The 17132-nt window shown below is 63.8% G+C and carries 11 protein-coding genes and 1 tRNA gene; 6 read left to right on the top strand and 6 right to left on the bottom strand.

Annotated features, from left to right (window positions below):
* Positions 1–51 precede the first annotated feature (51 nt).
* From QU44_RS08660 to QU44_RS08650, 3 genes are all read right to left on the bottom strand, one after another.
* The gene (locus tag QU44_RS08660; protein WP_033921606.1) at positions 52–4113 is read right to left on the bottom strand and encodes an Eco57I restriction-modification methylase domain-containing protein; all 4062 of its coding nucleotides are present in this window, start codon (positions 4111–4113) and stop codon (positions 52–54) included.
* 144 nt (positions 4114–4257) lie between these two features.
* Positions 4258–5514, bottom strand: a complete 1257-nt coding sequence (locus QU44_RS08655) for an alginate export family protein (protein WP_331377448.1) — start codon at positions 5512–5514, stop codon at positions 4258–4260.
* A 279-nt stretch (positions 5515–5793) separates the two neighbouring features.
* On the bottom strand, positions 5794–6240 hold the full coding sequence (locus QU44_RS08650) for an RrF2 family transcriptional regulator (RefSeq protein ID WP_033921565.1): 447 nt from the start codon (positions 6238–6240) through the stop codon (positions 5794–5796).
* Positions 6241–6356: 116 nt separating this feature from the next.
* On the opposite strand from QU44_RS08650, the gene QU44_RS08645 reads away from it, so the two are divergent.
* Positions 6357–6803, top strand: a complete 447-nt coding sequence (locus QU44_RS08645) for a group III truncated hemoglobin (RefSeq protein ID WP_231621674.1) — start codon at positions 6357–6359, stop codon at positions 6801–6803.
* Positions 6800–7105: a DUF1971 domain-containing protein gene (locus QU44_RS08640; RefSeq protein ID WP_033921562.1), complete on the top strand. Its 306-nt coding sequence runs from the start codon at positions 6800–6802 to the stop codon at positions 7103–7105. The genes QU44_RS08645 and QU44_RS08640 overlap by 4 nt, the downstream gene beginning before the upstream one ends.
* Positions 7106–7387: 282 nt before the next feature.
* Here the strand turns inward: QU44_RS08640 and QU44_RS08635 are convergent.
* Positions 7388–7464: transfer RNA gene (locus QU44_RS08635), tRNA-Pro, on the bottom strand.
* Positions 7465–7567: 103 nt separating this feature from the next.
* Positions 7568–8404, bottom strand: a complete 837-nt coding sequence (locus QU44_RS08630) for a CsgG/HfaB family protein (protein WP_033921560.1) — start codon at positions 8402–8404, stop codon at positions 7568–7570.
* Between the two features lie 177 nt (positions 8405–8581).
* On the opposite strand from QU44_RS08630, the gene lepA reads away from it, so the two are divergent.
* The 4 genes from lepA (at position 8582) to QU44_RS08610 (ending at position 12690) form a co-directional block, all read left to right on the top strand.
* A complete protein-coding gene (lepA, locus tag QU44_RS08625) occupies positions 8582–10378 on the top strand; it encodes a translation elongation factor 4 (RefSeq protein ID WP_033921602.1) in 1797 nt (598 codons plus the stop codon).
* A gap of 203 nt (positions 10379–10581) precedes the next feature.
* A complete protein-coding gene (gene modA / locus QU44_RS08620; RefSeq protein ID WP_052134504.1) occupies positions 10582–11379 on the top strand; it encodes a molybdate ABC transporter substrate-binding protein in 798 nt (265 codons plus the stop codon).
* Positions 11379–12080 (top strand): molybdate ABC transporter permease subunit, encoded by a 702-nt coding sequence (modB, locus tag QU44_RS08615; RefSeq protein WP_033921558.1) that lies wholly within the window; start codon positions 11379–11381, stop codon positions 12078–12080. The genes modA and modB overlap by 1 nt, the downstream gene beginning before the upstream one ends.
* Entirely contained in the window at positions 12070–12690 is a 621-nt protein-coding gene (locus tag QU44_RS08610; protein WP_033921598.1) for an ATP-binding cassette domain-containing protein, read from the top strand. Before modB ends, QU44_RS08610 begins: the two co-directional genes overlap by 11 nt.
* 95 nt (positions 12691–12785) lie before the next feature.
* On the opposite strand, the gene rpoC is transcribed toward QU44_RS08610, so the two are convergent.
* Complete coding sequence (rpoC, locus tag QU44_RS08605; protein WP_033921557.1) at positions 12786–17066, bottom strand: DNA-directed RNA polymerase subunit beta'; 4281 nt, start codon at positions 17064–17066, stop codon at positions 12786–12788.
* Positions 17067–17132 lie beyond the last annotated feature (66 nt).

The raw sequence follows: 17132 nt of genomic DNA, 5'->3' as shown, positions 1-17132 counted from the left end.
GCTCGCCATCGCAGCTCAGGTGGACCAGTCATCGGCGTTGGGTGGCGGCGGTTATGCGTCGATCTGGGCGTCTGGTTGCCCGGCGAGGAGGGCGTTGATGTGGGCGAGGGTTAGGTCGCGGGTGCGGTAGCTGCCCCAGCGCGCGGTTTCCTCCCGCTCGACGATCGGGAAGGTCGAGAAGATGTAGCGGACATCGTCGCGATCGGTGATGCCATAGAGAATGAAGAACAACGCATCGAGCCGCGCGCGCAACCGCAGCCGCCGTTCCTCGTCCCAACCAAAGGGCGGCAGCACCGCGCCGCCGGCATCGACATGGCCAAGGTCGCGGGCGAACGGGGCAAGATCATGCGCGGTATAGCTGAGTTCGAGCACGCTTTCGCGGACGATGTCGCCGGCGGTGCGGTCGCCGAAGCGGCGGTCATAAGCAGCGGGCGGGACGACCGGGAGCTGTTCGACGATGAACCAGTTGAGATGCTGACCCTGAATCTTTTGCCGAGCGACATAATCGAAAATCAGGCTGTTCAGATTGGCCACCATCAGCGCGATAGCGTGGGCGTCGTGCGTGCCCCCCAACTCGATTAGCGGCAGCGTGTTGCCCGCAGCACCGCTGGGCACCACTGCTGCGATCATGGACCGGATGTTGGTCGGCGCAGTCACGTCCTTGAAGCCTAGCGCGTAAGGATGACTGCCGAGGCCCGGCGGCGGTTGCACCCAGAATTGCGGGTCTGCCACCCAAGCCGGATCGGCATGTTGCTCTTCGGTCGCGGGCAGCGGCTGGGCCGGGCGGTTGACGTTGGCAGGGTTCACCACGACGCTGGCGGCGCGGTGATCGAATGCCTGCACCATTTTGCCTTCGTACAGCGGCACCCATTCCCCGGCTGCCGAGCCATATCGGTTGCCGCCGGTCGGCCAGGCGCCTTCGCGTTCCTCCAGTTCCGCGCGGGTGCGGAACAAGTGGCTGTCCGACGTCATGTTGATGGTTTGTGAATAGCGCACTGGCCAAGCAGGGACGGGGGTTTCACCAGAACGGTTAATCAGAACTGGTAAGCGTGAGTAAATACTGGTGGTCAATTCCATGTCGCGGCGCGAACGGAAGATGGGTGCTGTACCTGTGTTTGGATTGACTGCCGCAAACCCTTCCGCAGTAATGCCGAAGGCGCGCTGTGGGTCAGCGATCTCTCCCACATCCTGGAGGAAGAAGGCGCAGGTTGTATCCGGAAACGTGCGAGACTTTCCGCAAATAAGGGCGGTGAACTTAAACCGCGTATCGACGTCAGGAAAAAATGGCTCCTTGCCGTAGCGCGACCGCCGATTCTCAAAATCAAATAGCGCTTTAAGATGGCCACCTAACGCCACCCCGCGAAAGAACGGTGCAGAAGACAGGTCTGAGGCGATGCCACTAGGCACCAACAGCCCGATCATTCCATTTGGCTTACATAACTGGGTTGCACGCTCAACGAATAGCTTAAAGATATTCAGCTTTCCCACGTTGAGCCGATTGTAGATACCTCCACTCCTGGCAATGGCAGCGGCCGCGTTAAGCCTGTTCAAAGCTTGCTGATACTGATCCCACAATGGATCTCCGTCTAAGCGAAGGCGCTGAATACGCGCTTTGCGTCGTGCCCCGCTCGTCTCGAGAGCGATGCTGGGTTCGCGAGCCGCGAACCACGGCACTTCTTCAAATTCGAAGCGGTCCCACGGCGGATTGCCGACCACCGCGTCGAAACCGCCCTGGCGATCGCCGCTGGACCAATCGGTCCACACGCCGGGAAAGGCGACCTGCCAGTTGAGGAAGCGTTCGTCCTCCACCAGCGCGCGGGCGCGCGCCAGGATCACGCCGAAGCGTTCGCCATGCTGGCGGTCGCGGTCCAGCAGCGGTTCGGCGCGGCCGCGCGCAATGTCGATCGGGTTGCCGAACACGCCATCCAGCCACGCGCGCACCGCCGCCTTGTCGTCGCGCCCTTTCAGATCGAGCCAGTCGAAGGCGTGCAGCAGCGCCATGAAGCCATCGAGCGGGGCCACCTGTTGCTGCACGCCGTAAAATGTGTCGGCGGACTGATGCGCCTCGGCGATTTCGGCGTCGGTGAGCCGTTCGATGATCTGCATCGCCGCCGCCGCCGACTGCGCCTCACGCAAGGGGCCGGCATAGAGCAGCTGGCCGCCGCCCCATCCCTCGGCGCGATCGATCGCGTCGCGCACCCACAGGCCGAACAGGCTGTCGCCCGCGCGCAGATGATGATCGACAAACGACAGCGGCGCACCGACGGTGAAGGTGTGCAGCCACAGCGCAACCTTTGCCAGTTCGACCGCCATCGGGTTTTTGTCGACGCCATAGATGCAGCGTTTCAGCACCATGCGCCGGACAATGTGGCGATCGTCGAGCTGCGCCTCTTCGATCGCCCAATTGGCGGCGCGGGCATTGCCCAAGATGCGGTTGCGCGTCTTGACGATTTCGGCCGCCAGTGGCGATCGGTGGTCCAGCTCGGCACCCGCGACGGCGACCTCGGCCATCGCATCGAGGACATGATCGGTCAGCGTATCGACCAGGCTGACGAGGAAATGGCCCGATCCCATCGCCGGATCGAGCACGCGCAGTGCCAGGATCGCTTCCGCCGGATCGGCGACGTCGAGTTCGCGGCGGCGGTAATCCTCGCTATCGGCGGGGCGCAGCGCGCGCAGTGCGGCGGCGAAGGCGTCGCGCCGCTCGGCGATCAGCGGCTCCAGCGTCTGATCGAGGATCAGTCCGACGAGCGAATCGGGCGTATAATAGCTGCCGCTGTTTTTGCGGGCGAAGGCATTGGGGCGAACGCTGAGCGTGCCGTGATCGAGGGTGAGTTCGTGTTCGAGCAGCCGTTCGTAAATGCTGCCGAGCTGCTGCACCGACAGATCGCGATAGTTGATATAGCGGCGCAGCATGCCCGTCCGTTCGAACGATAGGGCATCGATGGTCAGCGCCATTACCGCGTCGGGGATGCGGATTCGATCGAGCAGCGGCGTTTTTTCCGCCGAGAACAGCCCGCCATTATAGGGCGGCAGGCCGACCGAGGCGTCACCCTTGTCGATCATCCGCGACAGATCGCCGATCCGGTTCCAGATCGGCGAGGCGCTGGTGGAAAAGGCATCGCCCTGGCCCATGCGACGGCCAATGTCTTCGCGTAGCGGGCGCAGCGCATAATCATCGTAGCGGCGATCGCGAACCGGCAGCAATCCGCGATCCTCGGCATAGAGCAGGAACAACAATCGATAGAGAAGGACCAGGCTTGCCTCGCGCACGTCCTGCAACGGCGCGGTGGGGGCAGCGCCGGCGATGGCACGCGCGATGGCGGGGAATATTTCGGTAAAGACCAGGGTCGCCAGGCTGGCGGCGACCCGCTCTTCGTAAAAGGCGGCCTGGCGCAGCGCGCGGGCATGGAAGGTCATGCCGCCGGCGTCGGCGAGGAAACCGGGACGGCCGAACATGATGGCGAAGACGCGCAGCCAATGCTCGCGATCGTCAGGCCCGGCAAACAGATCGTCGCCGGCACGGCCAAGGACGCGCGCGAGATCGATTTCGAGGAACTCCTCGGACACCGACCGCGCGCCGGCCCAATAAAGCCGCCACCGTGCGCCGTTGGTGAGAATGCCCCAGCGCAGCCGGCCGCTGGTGAGGTCATCGATGCGGCGCAGGTAGCGCAGCATCTGGGTCGAGGGGGCGGTGGCCTCGTCGCGGCGGCCGGCGCGGTCGAGCGGTCGGCCCCAGCGCTTGCTTTCGACGACTGCCAGGCCGTGGCCGTATCGCTGCCATTCCTGCGCGCCGCTATTCGCCTGCGCCTTGGCGGCGGCATCGGCGAACAACAGCCCATCGGGCACATCGTCGCGGCCCGATACCGTCAGATTCTGTTGGCGCAGCATGTCGGCCCAGCCCAGCGCGGCGAGGACGGGCCAGATCAGGTCGTCCTCGGTCTGTGCTTCATTGGGCTGGGTGACCGCCGGGAAGGCATCGAGCAATGCGGTCAGGCTTGTGGCCAATATGGTGGTATCGACCGCCGCATATTCGGCGGTGTCGGTGATGCCATGCGTCAGATAGTCGCTGGTGAACAGGCTTCCGGCAGTGAACAGCGTCGTATCGGTCAAGCAGATCGTCTCCCCCCGCCGTCCTACCCCGGCCACCGCCATCGGGCCAGTGCGTTGCGCGGGTGAATCGGTACAAGCCTGTCGGCGGGCGGCAGATCGCCGTTCACCCTGGGTGCGGGTTGCCGGTTGGTGCGGGTTTGCCCGTCACAGCAGATACTCCAATTGCAGCCACAGCCTGCGGGTGTCGGTGCCGAACTGGTCGGCCCGGTAATCGGCGTATTTGACCAGCAGGCCGATGTTCCGGGTCAGCTTGAACGTCGCCTGCGCGTTCCATTCATCGCCGTATTTCTGGCCCAGCCGGTCGCTGTCGAAACGGTGGGATATGATGGTCAGGTTCACCGGCCCGCGCACAGTCGGCAGCACATACCCCAGCCCGGCATAGGTATCGCGCAGGCCATTGGCAGGCGTGGTGAGAAACAGGTCGGCCCAGCCATTGAATTTGTGCGCGGTGGCCAATGGTGTCTGGAAACTGGTGAACGCGCGGCCCGATGCTGCGCCCAGCACCTCGTAACCGCCGGTCAAGGTGAAGCCATATGCCGCCAGTTGCGCCTCGCCCAGCCAATAGTCGGCAGCATAGCTGTTGGCATTGCCCCTGTAATCGCTCTGACGGGCATAGCTGCCGATCAGGCCCAGCTTGAGCCGAGGCGTCAACGGGAACGATCCGGTGGCGCGCGCGCCATAGGTCTGGCTGGAAAACTGGCGTCGTCCGGCCTGGTCCTGATCGATCAGATAGGCAAAGCCCTTGATCGCCACCGGGCCGAATCTGCCACCCAGCTGCGCCAGCACATTGTCGCCGCCGATCGATTGCAGCGGGCTGTCGATACCGAAAATGCTGCGTACCGCCCAGCTATAGGTGATGTCGGCGGTGAGCGGGCCAAGCGCCGAACTTTCCAGCCGCACCGCATCATAGGTCTGCTCATTCTGCCGCCACAAAACCGTGCCGACAAAGCGCTGATCGTCCAGATTGATCCGCTGACGGCCCAAGGTCACCACCGTTTTGGGCAGGCCGCGATACTGGACCTGAAGGCGGTTCAGCTCGATGGTTTCAGGATCGGCGACCACCGGAAATCCGGTGCGGCCATTGACGGTGCTGTTATAGTCTTCGGCGATCGCCAGCGTGGCTTCGGCCTCTGCGAGCATCGACCAAGGGCCGGTCTTTGCCTCCACGCCGCTACGAACGCGAAAGGTCACGGCATCGGCCTGTCGGGCCTTGTCCTGCTGGTCGACGCCCTCATAGCGTATCCGGGCATCGATCAAGGGCGTGAGCGTAAGCTGTCCGGCCAGGGCTGGGCTGGCAACCGGGACGGCAAAGGCGCCCGGGGCGAGGCCGGCAAAAATCAGGAAGCCCCATTGCGGGCGATGCGCCCGCCTGATGTTCATTGCCGATCGGCCGGAATACACCGTCAAAGCCATCATCCTTTCAGACACGAAAAAAGCCGCCTCGAAACGCGGTCATCGTGACCGGCTCGGGCGGCTTCATTGCCATGCTCCGGTCAACCCAGAGCGACCAGACCGACCCGCCATTGGGCCGTTCCGATTATGATCTTTCAGGCAGCGTTGCCTGAACCGCCATTAAGTTGTCAGGGGGCGGGCTTTAACGCAAGCTAATTTTGTGCGTTGCGGCATTTGCCGTGATACCGAGCGCATGGGGTCCAAATAGCAGGCTTTATGCGCTGGCGCTCAACAATGATCCACGCTGACCGACAGCAATCTCTCCCGCATCGCCGCCGGATCGTTGACCAGATCCGCAAGCCAATAGCGATCGAGATGCTGGAAAAACGCCTCGAGCCCGCCCGACAGAATGTGGCGCAACTGGCATGCCGGCGTGATCACGCAGCTATTGGTTGCCGGGTCGAAGCACTCCACGAAGCTGCCGGTTTCCTCCATCTTGCGGGCAACATTGCCGACGTTGATCTGGTCTGCGCCGCGCGCCAGGCGCAGGCCACCCGACCTGCCGCGCACGGCATCCAGAAAGCCTTCCGCGACCAGGCGCTGGGCAACCTTCATCAGATGGTTCTTCGATATGTCATAGGCCCGCGCGATTTCCCCGATCGACCTGTGGCCATCGTGAACCGCCAGATACATCAACGTGCGCAGCGCATAATCGGCGTGAAGCGACAATCTCATCAAACATGCAAATCACATATTGCTATTAAGCGCCAGGCGTCGTTAATGATGCACATGAAATACATGTTTCCAGATTTCGCCCGATGACGCCCTCATCCCATGCCGAGCAGGCGCGCGTGCACAAGCGCGTGGCGGCTGCCGAGGCAGGTATCGACGACGCCCTGATCGGCTCGCTCGTCGATGTGTTTTACACCCGGGTGCAAGCCGACGACCTGCTCGGGCCGATTTTCGCAGCGCATGTCGCAGACTGGTCGCAACACTTGCCACGGATGAAGGATTTCTGGGCATCGATCATGATCGAGTCAGGCCGTTTCAACGGCAGGCCGATGCAGAAACACATCGCGCTGGGCATGTTGACCAAAGCCCATTTCGCGCGCTGGCTGGCGCTGTGGGATGAAACCGTCGCGCTGAATATCCCGGACGCGGCGGTCGCAGATCGGTTTCGCACATCCGCGCATCGGATCGCCGATAGCCTGCTGACAGGCGTTTTGGTGGAGCGCGGCGGGTTGGACGCCTTGCGAACCAGGGCGGCAGATCTCGCACCTATGGAGACAACGTCATGACCCCCGCACCCTATGCATCCTCCCCGGTATTCGATGAACAAAGCCTGCCAGACGCGCTACGCAATGATCATCGTACCAAGGACGGCACTTGGGGATTGCTGCGCGTCTTGAGCGGGCAAGTGCGGCTGATCTTCACCGACCCCCATCGTGAAGTGCTGGTCACGCCGGGCATGCCCGCGCCAATTGCGCCTTTGGCCACGCATTATGTGGTGCCGCTGGGCACCATGTCGATGCAGGTCGATTTCTTCCGAACAGAACCGCTTCCTGATGGCGGCAGACCAGCCGAGCAGGCCGATGGATGACCTGACCATCGCCCGCATCGTCCATGTGGTGGTCGGCCTATCGGTGGTGTTCACGCTGATCGGTGCGGTGGGCGGCAGCCCCGGCCTGTTTTAAAAACGCGATAGCGCTGGCCAGTTGCGACCATTCGTTGCCCGCCCTATGGGCGGACTCTGCTCGCCGACTCTGTGCGGTTCCGTGTCCTGCAGCAGCAACTTTGTCCCGTTCAAACGAGTTGCGCTGCGCTGAGCACACGCCACAACCCATCTAACTGGAGCAATTTCCGACGACGCAATGTCGAAAAATGGTCGGGGAAAGAGGATTCGAACCTCCGGCCCCTGCCTCCCGAAGGCAGTGCTCTACCAGGCTGAGCTATCCCCCGACCGGGGCGCATGGCCGGCAATACCGGTCAGCGAGCGGCGGCTTGTAGCATCATCATCGTGCTTTTCAAGCACGATTGGTGCCGCCGCTCGGCTGCCCTGGGTTCAGCGCGCGACTGGTGCCGCCGCCGATGCGTTTTCGGGCAAGCCGCCCATTTCGGTGACCAGCTTGGTATAGGCGTCGAGATAGGCCAGGACGATGACCTGGCCGATTTCGGTGTTCTGGTATCCGCCGCCCGCCGCGCCGAATGCCGCGCCGCCGCCGAACGCGCCGCCGCCGACGCCAAAGCTCAGGTCGCTCTTGCGCGCATAGCCTTCGGTCAGCGCTTCTTCCTCGGTAGTGCGCGCGTTGACGATCGACAGCGTGACGTTCGCCTCTGCCTTGCGCGTGTTGATCCCGCCGGCAACCGCGCCGACGCCGCCCAGAATGCCGCGGCTGCGTCCCAGCAAGCCGCCAAGCACCCCGCCCACGGCGTTGCCGCCCGAATTGGCGTTCGAGGTGACGATGTCGGGCTGGAGGAAGTAATCGGCCGCCTTCACCTGCGCGCGGCCCAGGTTCGAATTATCCTGCAGCTCGCCCTGGTCGGCCATCGCGCGCTCCATCGCGCGGCTTTGCATGCTGCGCCCGCGATTGACCATGGTGAAGCATCCCGATTGCTGGACGAACACACGCAGGATCGCCTCGGGGCTGCCCAGGTTGAACTCGCGCCACCATTGATTGTCAGGCTCGACGATCGCGACGGTGCCGAGTTTGCGGGTGCAGCGCGGCACTTCGCGCAGCGCGCGTTCCTGATCCTTGCGCGCTGAGGAAGCGCCGCGCGTGGTGCCGTCGCGGTTCTGGCGACCCGATGAGGTCGCGGTCTGCGCCTCGGCCGGTGCGTCGATCAATGGTGTGGTGAGCAGCAGCGCGGCAATGGCTGCGGCGGGCGACAGGCTTCGCATGCGTTCAAATTCCCCCTGGAACCGGATGATACGCGATCGAACACGAGCCGAAACTCATGCGCGCCATATCAGAGCCAAAAGCGCGATGCGAGCGGGAACCAAAGCCCGTTTTGGCAACCGCCCGTGAAGCTGCTATCGCCCGCCCAACTCCTCGTATTCGGAAATGATTCAGGCACCGTGGCAACCCCTCTCGACAAGATCCGCAATTTTTCGATCATCGCGCATATCGATCACGGCAAATCGACGCTGGCCGACCGGCTGATCCAGCGCACCGGCGGGCTTACCGAGCGCGAAATGTCGGCGCAGGTGCTCGACAATATGGACATCGAGAAGGAACGCGGGATCACGATCAAGGCGCAGACGGTGCGCCTCGACTGGAAGGGCTATGTCCTCAATCTGATGGACACGCCGGGGCATGTCGATTTCGCCTATGAAGTCTCGCGCAGCCTGGCGGCGTGCGAGGGCGCGTTGCTGGTGGTCGATGCGGCGCAAGGCGTCGAGGCGCAGACGCTGGCCAACGTCTATCAGTCGATCGAGCATGACCATGAGATCGTGCCGGTGATCAACAAGATCGACCTGCCCGCCGCCGAACCCGAAAAGGTGCGTGCCGAGATCGAGGATGTGATCGGCATCGACGCCAGTCGCGCGGTGCTCGCCAGCGCCAAGGCAGGTATCGGCATCGAGGAAATTCTCGATGCGATCGTCGAGCGAATCCCGCCGCCCAAGGGCGATGCCGATGCGCCATTGAAGGCGATGCTGGTCGATAGCTGGTATGACCCCTATCTGGGCGTGGTGATCCTGGTGCGCGTCATGGAAGGCACGCTGAAAAAGGGGCAGCAGATCAAGTTCATGCAGGCGGGCACGGTCCACCTGATCGACCGCGTCGGCTGCTTCCGGCCCAAGATCGAACAGCTGACTGACCTTGGCGTCGGCGAAATCGGCTTCATCACCGCGCAGATCAAGGACGTGGCGCAGGCGCGCGTCGGCGACACGCTGACCGATGCCAAGCGCCCCGCCGCGCAGGCGCTCGACGGCTTCAAGGAAGTGCAGCCGGTGGTGTTCTGCGGGTTGTTCCCGGTCGACGCCAACGACTTCGAGAAATTGCGCGAATCGATCAGCAAGCTTCGGCTGAACGATGCTTCGTTCAGCTTCGAGATGGAGACGTCGGCGGCATTGGGCTTTGGCTATCGCTGCGGCTTCCTGGGGCTGTTGCACCTGGAAATCATTCAGGAGCGGCTGACGCGCGAATATGACCTGGACCTCATCACCACTGCACCTAGTGTGGTGTACGAGATCGACCTGACGCATGGCGGCGGCCATATCGAGCTGCACAACCCCGCCGACATGCCCGATCCGACCAAGATCGAATCGATCAGCGAGCCGTGGATCAACGCGACGATCTATGTGCCCGACGAATATCTCGGCAGCATCCTGAAGCTGTGCCAGGATCGGCGCGGTATCCAGAAGAACCTCACCTATGTCGGCGGGCGCGCGCAGGCGACCTATGAATTGCCGCTCAACGAAGTGGTGTTCGATTTCTACGACCGGCTGAAATCGCTGTCGAAGGGCTATGCCAGCTTTGATTACCAGCAGATCGGCTATCGCGAGGGCGATCTGGTCAAGATGGGCATTTTGGTCAACGAAGAGCCGGTCGATGCGTTGAGCATGATCGTCCACCGGTCGACCGCCGAAGTGCGCGGGCGCGGCATGGTCGAGCGGCTAAAGGAATTGATCCCGCGCCATTTGTTCAAGATCCCGATCCAGGCGGCGATCGGCGGCAAGGTGATCGCACGCGAGACGATCAGCGCGATGCGCAAGGACGTGACCGCCAAATGCTATGGCGGCGACGCCACGCGCAAGCGCAAGCTGCTCGACAAGCAGAAAAAGGGCAAAGCGAAGATGCGCGAATATGGGAGCGTCAGCATCCCGCAGGAGGCGTTTATCGCGGCGCTTCGGATGGGGGACGAGACCTGATTTCTTCGCTCTCCCGCTAATCGTAGCTGGGTGAGGGGGCTGCGGTGTCCTTGCGACCGCGCGAGCCTGCGGCTCGCACCACCCTCATCCAACCTTCGCTAGCCAGCAAGCTGGCAAGCTTTGCTATCCTTCTCCCGCCGGCGGGAGAAGGTTTGAGCCTCGCGCCCTATCGCGCGCGTGCCCGCCGCGATAGACCGCTAGCGATGTCCGAGTTCTTCGCCTGTTCGCAAGCGCGACACCACGTTCGGTGGGGGCGATGGTTACTATTCGTCGGCGCGCTGTTTCTCGCCGCACCCACCTTCGCCCAATCGCGTGGCCCGCTCGTCCTCGCGGCTACCAGCATGCAGGAAGCGCTCAGCGCCGCCGCCGATCGCTTCGCCGCGCAGGGGCAGCCGCGCCCGGTGCTGTCGTTCGCCGCATCCTCGGCGCTTGCGCGGCAGATCATCGCGGGTGCTCCCGCCGACCTGTTCGTTTCCGCCGATGAAGGCTGGATGGACTCGATCGAACGGGCGGGGCTGCTCGCCCCCGCCACCCGCGCACCGCTCGCGGGCAATCGCCTCGTCCTGATCGCGCCCGCCACCGCGCGCCTGCCCCCCATCCGCACCGGCGCCCAGATCGTCGCAGCGCTCGGCAAGCGCCGCATCGCGATCGCCGATCCGCAGGCGGTGCCCGCCGGGCGCTACGCCCGCGCCGCGCTCGCCCGCATGGGGGCGTGGCAGGCCATCGCCCCGCGCGTCGCCGCCGCCGAGAATGTGCGCGCGGCGCTGGCGTTGGTCGAGCGCGGAGCCGCCCCGCTGGGAATCGTCTATGCTACCGATGCCCGCGCGTCGAAGGCGGTGCGTGTGGTCGGCGTCTTCCCTGCCGCCAGCCATCGCCCGATCCGCTATCCAATCGCCCGGCTCGTCCGCTCGCGCGAGCCCTCGGCTGAAGCGTTTCGGCGCTTCCTGCTGTCCCCCGCCGGTCGCGCGATCCTGCGCGCGCACGGCTTCAGCGCGCCCTGATGCTGTCGGGCGAGGAATGGGAGATCGTCCGGCTGTCGCTGCTGGTCGGCGGCACCGCGGTTGCGCTGACGTTGCCGGTGGCGTTCGCGCTCGCCTGGCTGCTGGCGCGCGGACGGTTTCCGGGCAAGGTGCTGCTCGATGGCATCGTCCACCTGCCGTTGGTGTTGCCCCCGGTCGTTACCGGCTGGCTGCTGCTGCTGGCCTTTGCTCCCACCGGCCCGATCGGCGGCTGGTTGCAGGACTGGTTCGGCGCGAGCGTGCTCTTCCGCTGGACCGGCGCGGCGATCGCGGCGGGGGTGATGGCGCTGCCGCTGATGGTGCGCGCGATCCGGCTGTCGATCGAGGGGGTCGATCGACGGCTCGAAGCGGCGGCGGCGACCTTGGGGGCGGGGCGGGGCCGGGTGTTCGCCACCGTCACGCTGCCGCTGGCGGTGCCCGGTATCCTGGCGGGCGCGGTACTCGGCTTCGCGCGCGCGCTGGGGGAGTTCGGCGCGACGATCACCTTCGTCTCGAACATTCCGGGTGAAACCCGCACGCTGCCGATCGCGATCTATTCGGCGCTGCAGATACCGGGCGGGGATTCGATCGTGCTGCGGCTGGCGATCGTGTCGGTGGTGCTGTCGCTCGCCGCGCTGATCCTGTCCGAATGGCTGGCGCGGCGGTCCGGCCAAGGTGCGGGAAGGGGCGGGCATGTCCTTTGACATCTCGGTCGTGAAGCGGCGCGGCGATGTGCTGGTCGCGGGCAATGTGGCGGGCGGCGAGGGGGTGACGGTGCTGTTCGGCCCCTCGGGCGTCGGCAAGAGCAGCGTGCTCGACATGGTCGCCGGGCTGCTACGCCCCGATACCGGCCATGTCCGCGTCGGCGGCGAGACGTTGTTCGATTCGAGCGCGCGGATCGACGTGCCGGCGCACCGGCGCCGTGCGGGCTATGTCTTTCAGGATGCACGGCTGTTCCCGCATCTGAGCGTCGCCGCCAATTTACGCTATGGCGAGCGGCTGACTGCCCCAGCCGATCGCTGGATCGACTTCGACACGGTGGTCGGCTTCCTCGACATCGAACGTCTCCTGCGCCGCTGGCCCGCCAGCTTGTCGGGCGGGGAAGCGCGCCGCGTGGCGATCGGGCGCGCGCTGCTGTCGGCCCCTCGCTTCCTGCTGCTCGACGAGCCGCTGTCGTTCCTTGACCATGCCCGCCGCGAGGAGATCGCGCGGGTGATCGAGGACGTCCGCGACCGCCTCAAGCTGCCGATCCTGCTCGTCACCCACGACCGCGCCGAAGCCGAGCGGTTGGGGACGTCCATCGTCGCCATGTAGCGCGCCCGGCACCGCCGCCCGCGCATCCCCCAAAACAAAACCGCCGCCCGGTGGCCCGGACGGCGGTTTCGCTAGTTTCAAACCGGCAGTGCCGATCAGTCGTTCAGATACTCAGCCGCATCGGCATCGGTGCCGGTGCCGCTGGTCACGACCTTGCCGAGTGGATCGTCGCCGGTGCCGGCTTCGTCGCGCGCGTTACGTGCCTTTTCGGCGGCACGCTCTTCTGCCGCTGAATTGGGCGCGATCAGCACTTCCTGCAGCTTGCGCTGCTGGACGCGAAGCGCCGCGTCACGCGACGATGCCGCCACGCGCAGGCGGTTCATGCCCGCGCCGGTGCCTGCCGGGATAAGCCGGCCGACGATCACGTTTTCCTTCAACCCGTTGAGGTTGTCGATCTTGCCCTGCACCGAAGCTTCGGTGAGGACGCGAGTCGTCTCCTGGAACGAAGCCGCCGAGATGAAGCTGCGGGTTTGCAGCGACGCCTTGGTGATCCCGAGCAGGATCGGCTTGCCCTGTGCCGGGGTCTGGTTCTTGTCCAGCTTGGCATTGGCCTCGTCCATCTCGTCGCGGTCGAGCTGTTCGCCCGCGAGCAAGGTGGTGTCGCCGCCGTCGGTGATCTCAACCTTTTGCAGCATCTGGCGAACGATCACCTCGATGTGCTTGTCGTTGATCTTCACGCCCTGGAGACGATAGACTTCCTGGATTTCCGACACGAGATATTCCGCCAGCGGCTCGATGCCGAGCACTTCCAGAATGTCGTGCGGATCGGGCGAGCCGCCGATCAGATTGTCGCCGCGCTTGACGTAATCGCCTTCCTGCACGTCGATGACCTTCGACTTGGGCACCAGATATTCGACGACCTCGCCGCCATCCTCGGGCTGGATGCCGATCTTGCGCTTGGCCTTATAGTCCTTGCCGAACACCACGCGGCCCGAGACCTTGGCGATGATCGCATTTTCCTTGGGCTTGCGCGCTTCGAACAGCTCGGCAACGCGCGGCAGACCACCGGTGATGTCGCGCGTCTTGGCAGCTTCGCGGCTGACACGGGCCAGAACGTCGCCGCCCGAAACCTGCGCCCCGTCCTGCACCGACAGCGTGGCACCCGATGCCAGCATGTAGCGGCCCGCCTCGCCCGAATTCTCGTCGAGCAGGGTCAGGCGAGGACGAAGATCCTCCTTGGCCTTGCCGCGATATTCGGTGACGACCGCCTGGGTGATACCCGTGGCTTCGTCGGCCTGTTCGGTCAGCGTCTTGCCGTCGATCAGATCGACATATTTCACCGTGCCGGGATTTTCGGTGATCACCGGCATGGTGAACGGGTCCCACTCGGCCATCCGGTCGCCCTGTGACACGATATGCCCGTCGTCGAACAGCACATACGCACCATAAGGGATGCGATGCACCGCCAACTCGCGGCCATCCATGTCGATGATCGCCAGCTCGCCCGAACGGCTCAGCACGACTCGGCGGCCGCGCTGATCGATGATGATGCGAAGGTCGCGATACTCCATCTTGCCGTCGGAGGTCGCTTCGAGGTTCGACTGCTCGTTGAGCTGCGCTGCGCCACCGATGTGGAAGGTACGCATCGTCAGCTGCGTGCCCGGCTCACCGATCGACTGCGCGGCGATGACGCCGACAGCTTCACCGATGTTGACCGGGGTACCGCGGGCAAGATCGCGGCCATAGCATTTGCCGCACACGCCGATCTTGGCCTCGCATACCAGCGGGCTGCGGATCTTCATGCCCAGGATGCCGATCGCTTCGATCTGCGTGATCATCGGCTCGTCGAGCAAGGTGCCCGATGGGATGACGACCGCGTTGGTCTTGGGATCGACGACATCCTCCGCCGTGGTACGGCCAAGGATACGCTCGCCCAGCGACGCGATGGTCGAGCCGCCCTGCACGATCGCGCGCATTTCCAGCGCCCGCTCGGTGCCGCAATCGAGCTCCATGATGACGCAATCCTGCGACACATCGACCAGACGGCGGGTGAGGTAGCCCGAGTTTGCGGTCTTGAGCGCCGTATCCGCGAGGCCCTTGCGAGCGCCGTGGGTGGAGTTGAAATATTCAAGGACGGTCAGGCCTTCCTTGAAGTTCGAGATGATCGGCGTTTCGATGATCTCACCCGATGGCTTGGCCATCAGGCCGCGCATGCCGGCAAGCTGCTTGATCTGCGCCTGCGAACCACGCGCACCCGAGTGGGCCATCATATAGATCGAGTTGATCGGCTTCTCGCGGCCCTTCATCGGGCCGTCTTCGTAATATTTAACCGCCTTGATCTCGTCCATCATCGCGGTCGCCACCTGATCGCCGCAACGGCTCCAGGCGTCGATCACCTTGTTGTACTTTTCCTGCTGCGTGATCAGGCCGTCCTGATATTGCTGCTCGAAGTCCTTCACCAGGCCGCGGGTTTCGTCGACCAGCCCGATCTTGGCATCGGGGATGATCATGTCGTCCTTGCCGAAGCTGATGCCGGCCTTGAAGGCGTTGCGGAAGCCGAGCGACATGATCGCGTCGGCGAACAGCACCGTCTCCTTCTGGCCGGTGTGACGATAGACCTCGTCGATTACGTCGCCGACGTCCTTCTTGGTCAGCAGGCGGTTGACGATGTCGAACGGCACCTTGTGGCTCTGCGGCAGGCATTCGCCCAGCAGCATGCGGCCCGGCGTCGTCTCGAAGCGCTTGAGATACGTCTCGCCCTTCTCGTCGGTCTGCAGGATGCGGCTGATGATCTTGGTGTGCAGCGTGACCGCACCCGCGTTCAGCGCCTGATGCACCTCGCTCATGTCGCCCAGCAACATGCCTTCGCCGGGCTCATTCTCTTTCATCATCGAGATGTAATAGAGACCCAGAACCATGTCCTGCGACGGCACGATGATCGGCTTGCCGTTGGCGGGCGACAGGATGTTGTTGGTCGACATCATCAGCACGCGGGCTTCCAACTGCGCTTCGAGCGACAGCGGGACATGGACGGCCATCTGATCGCCGTCGAAATCGGCGTTGAATGCCGAGCAGACCAGCGGGTGAAGCTGGATCGCCTTACCCTCGATCAATACCGGCTCGAACGCCTGGATTCCCAGACGGTGAAGCGTCGGTGCGCGGTTGAGCATTACGGGATGCTCGCGGATCACTTCGTCGAGGATGTCCCAGACTTCCTTGCGCTCTTTCTCGACCCACTTCTTCGCCTGCTTGAGCGTCATGCTCAGGCCCTTGGCGTCGAGGCGCGCGTAGATGAACGGCTTGAACAGCTCGAGCGCCATCTTCTTGGGCAAGCCGCACTGGTGCAGTTTCAATTCCGGCCCGGTCACGATGACCGAACGACCCGAATAATCGACGCGCTTTCCGAGCAGGTTCTGACGGAAGCGGCCCTGCTTGCCCTTGAGCATGTCGGACAGCGACTTCAGCGGACGCTTGTTGGCGCCCGTGATCGTGCGGCCGCGGCGACCGTTATCGAACAATGCGTCGACGGCTTCCTGCAACATGCGCTTTTCGTTGCGGACGATGATGTCCGGCGCGCGCAGTTCCATCAGCCGCTTGAGGCGGTTGTTGCGGTTGATCACGCGGCGATACAGATCGTTGAGATCCGACGTCGCGAAGCGGCCACCGTCGAGCGGCACCAGCGGGCGAAGCTCGGGTGGGATCACGGGCACGACGTCGAGGATCATCCATTCGGGGCGGTTGCCCGAATCGATGAAGCTTTCGACGACCTTCAGCCGCTTGATGATCTTCTTTGGCTTCAGTTCGGACTTGGTGACCGCCAGCTCTTCGAGCAGGTCGCGCTTTTCGCCCTCAAGGTCGAGGTCGATCAGCATCTGCTTCACCGCCTCGGCACCGATCCCGGCGGAGAATGCGTCCTCGCCATATTGATCCTGCGCGTCGAGCAGTTCGTCCTCGGTCAGCAACTGATAGCGCTCAAGGCCGGTGATGCCCGGCTCGATCACGATATAGCTCTCGAAATACAGCACGCGCTCAAGCTGCTTGAGCTGCATGTCGAGCAGCAGGCCGATGCGCGACGGCAGCGACTTCAGGAACCAGATATGCGCGACCGGCGCGGCCAGCTCGATATGGCCCATCCGCTCACGGCGAACCTTCGAGACGGTAACCTCGACACCGCACTTTTCGCAGACGATGCCCTTATACTTCATGCGCTTGTACTTGCCGCACAGGCACTCGTAATCCTTGATCGGACCGAAGATGCGCGCGCAGAACAGGCCGTCACGCTCGGGCTTGAACGTGCGATAGTTGATCGTCTCGGGCTTCTTGATCTCACCGAACGACCAGCTGCGAATGCGGTCGGGCGAAGCGAGGCCGATCTGGATCTGGTCGAAGGTTTCGGCCTTGGCGACCGGATTGGCGAAATTGGTCAGTTCGTTCATGTCTGATACCTCATCCCCCTCCCGCTTGGCGAGGAGGGGCTAGGGGTGGGCATTTCCATGGGTGAA

It is taken from the genome of Sphingomonas sp. 37zxx (genome assembly GCF_000786205.1).
Taxonomy (GTDB): Bacteria; Pseudomonadota; Alphaproteobacteria; order Sphingomonadales; family Sphingomonadaceae; genus Sphingomonas.
Note: the sequence above shows the minus strand (reverse complement) of the source record. Positions and strands in the feature narration are given on the sequence as shown.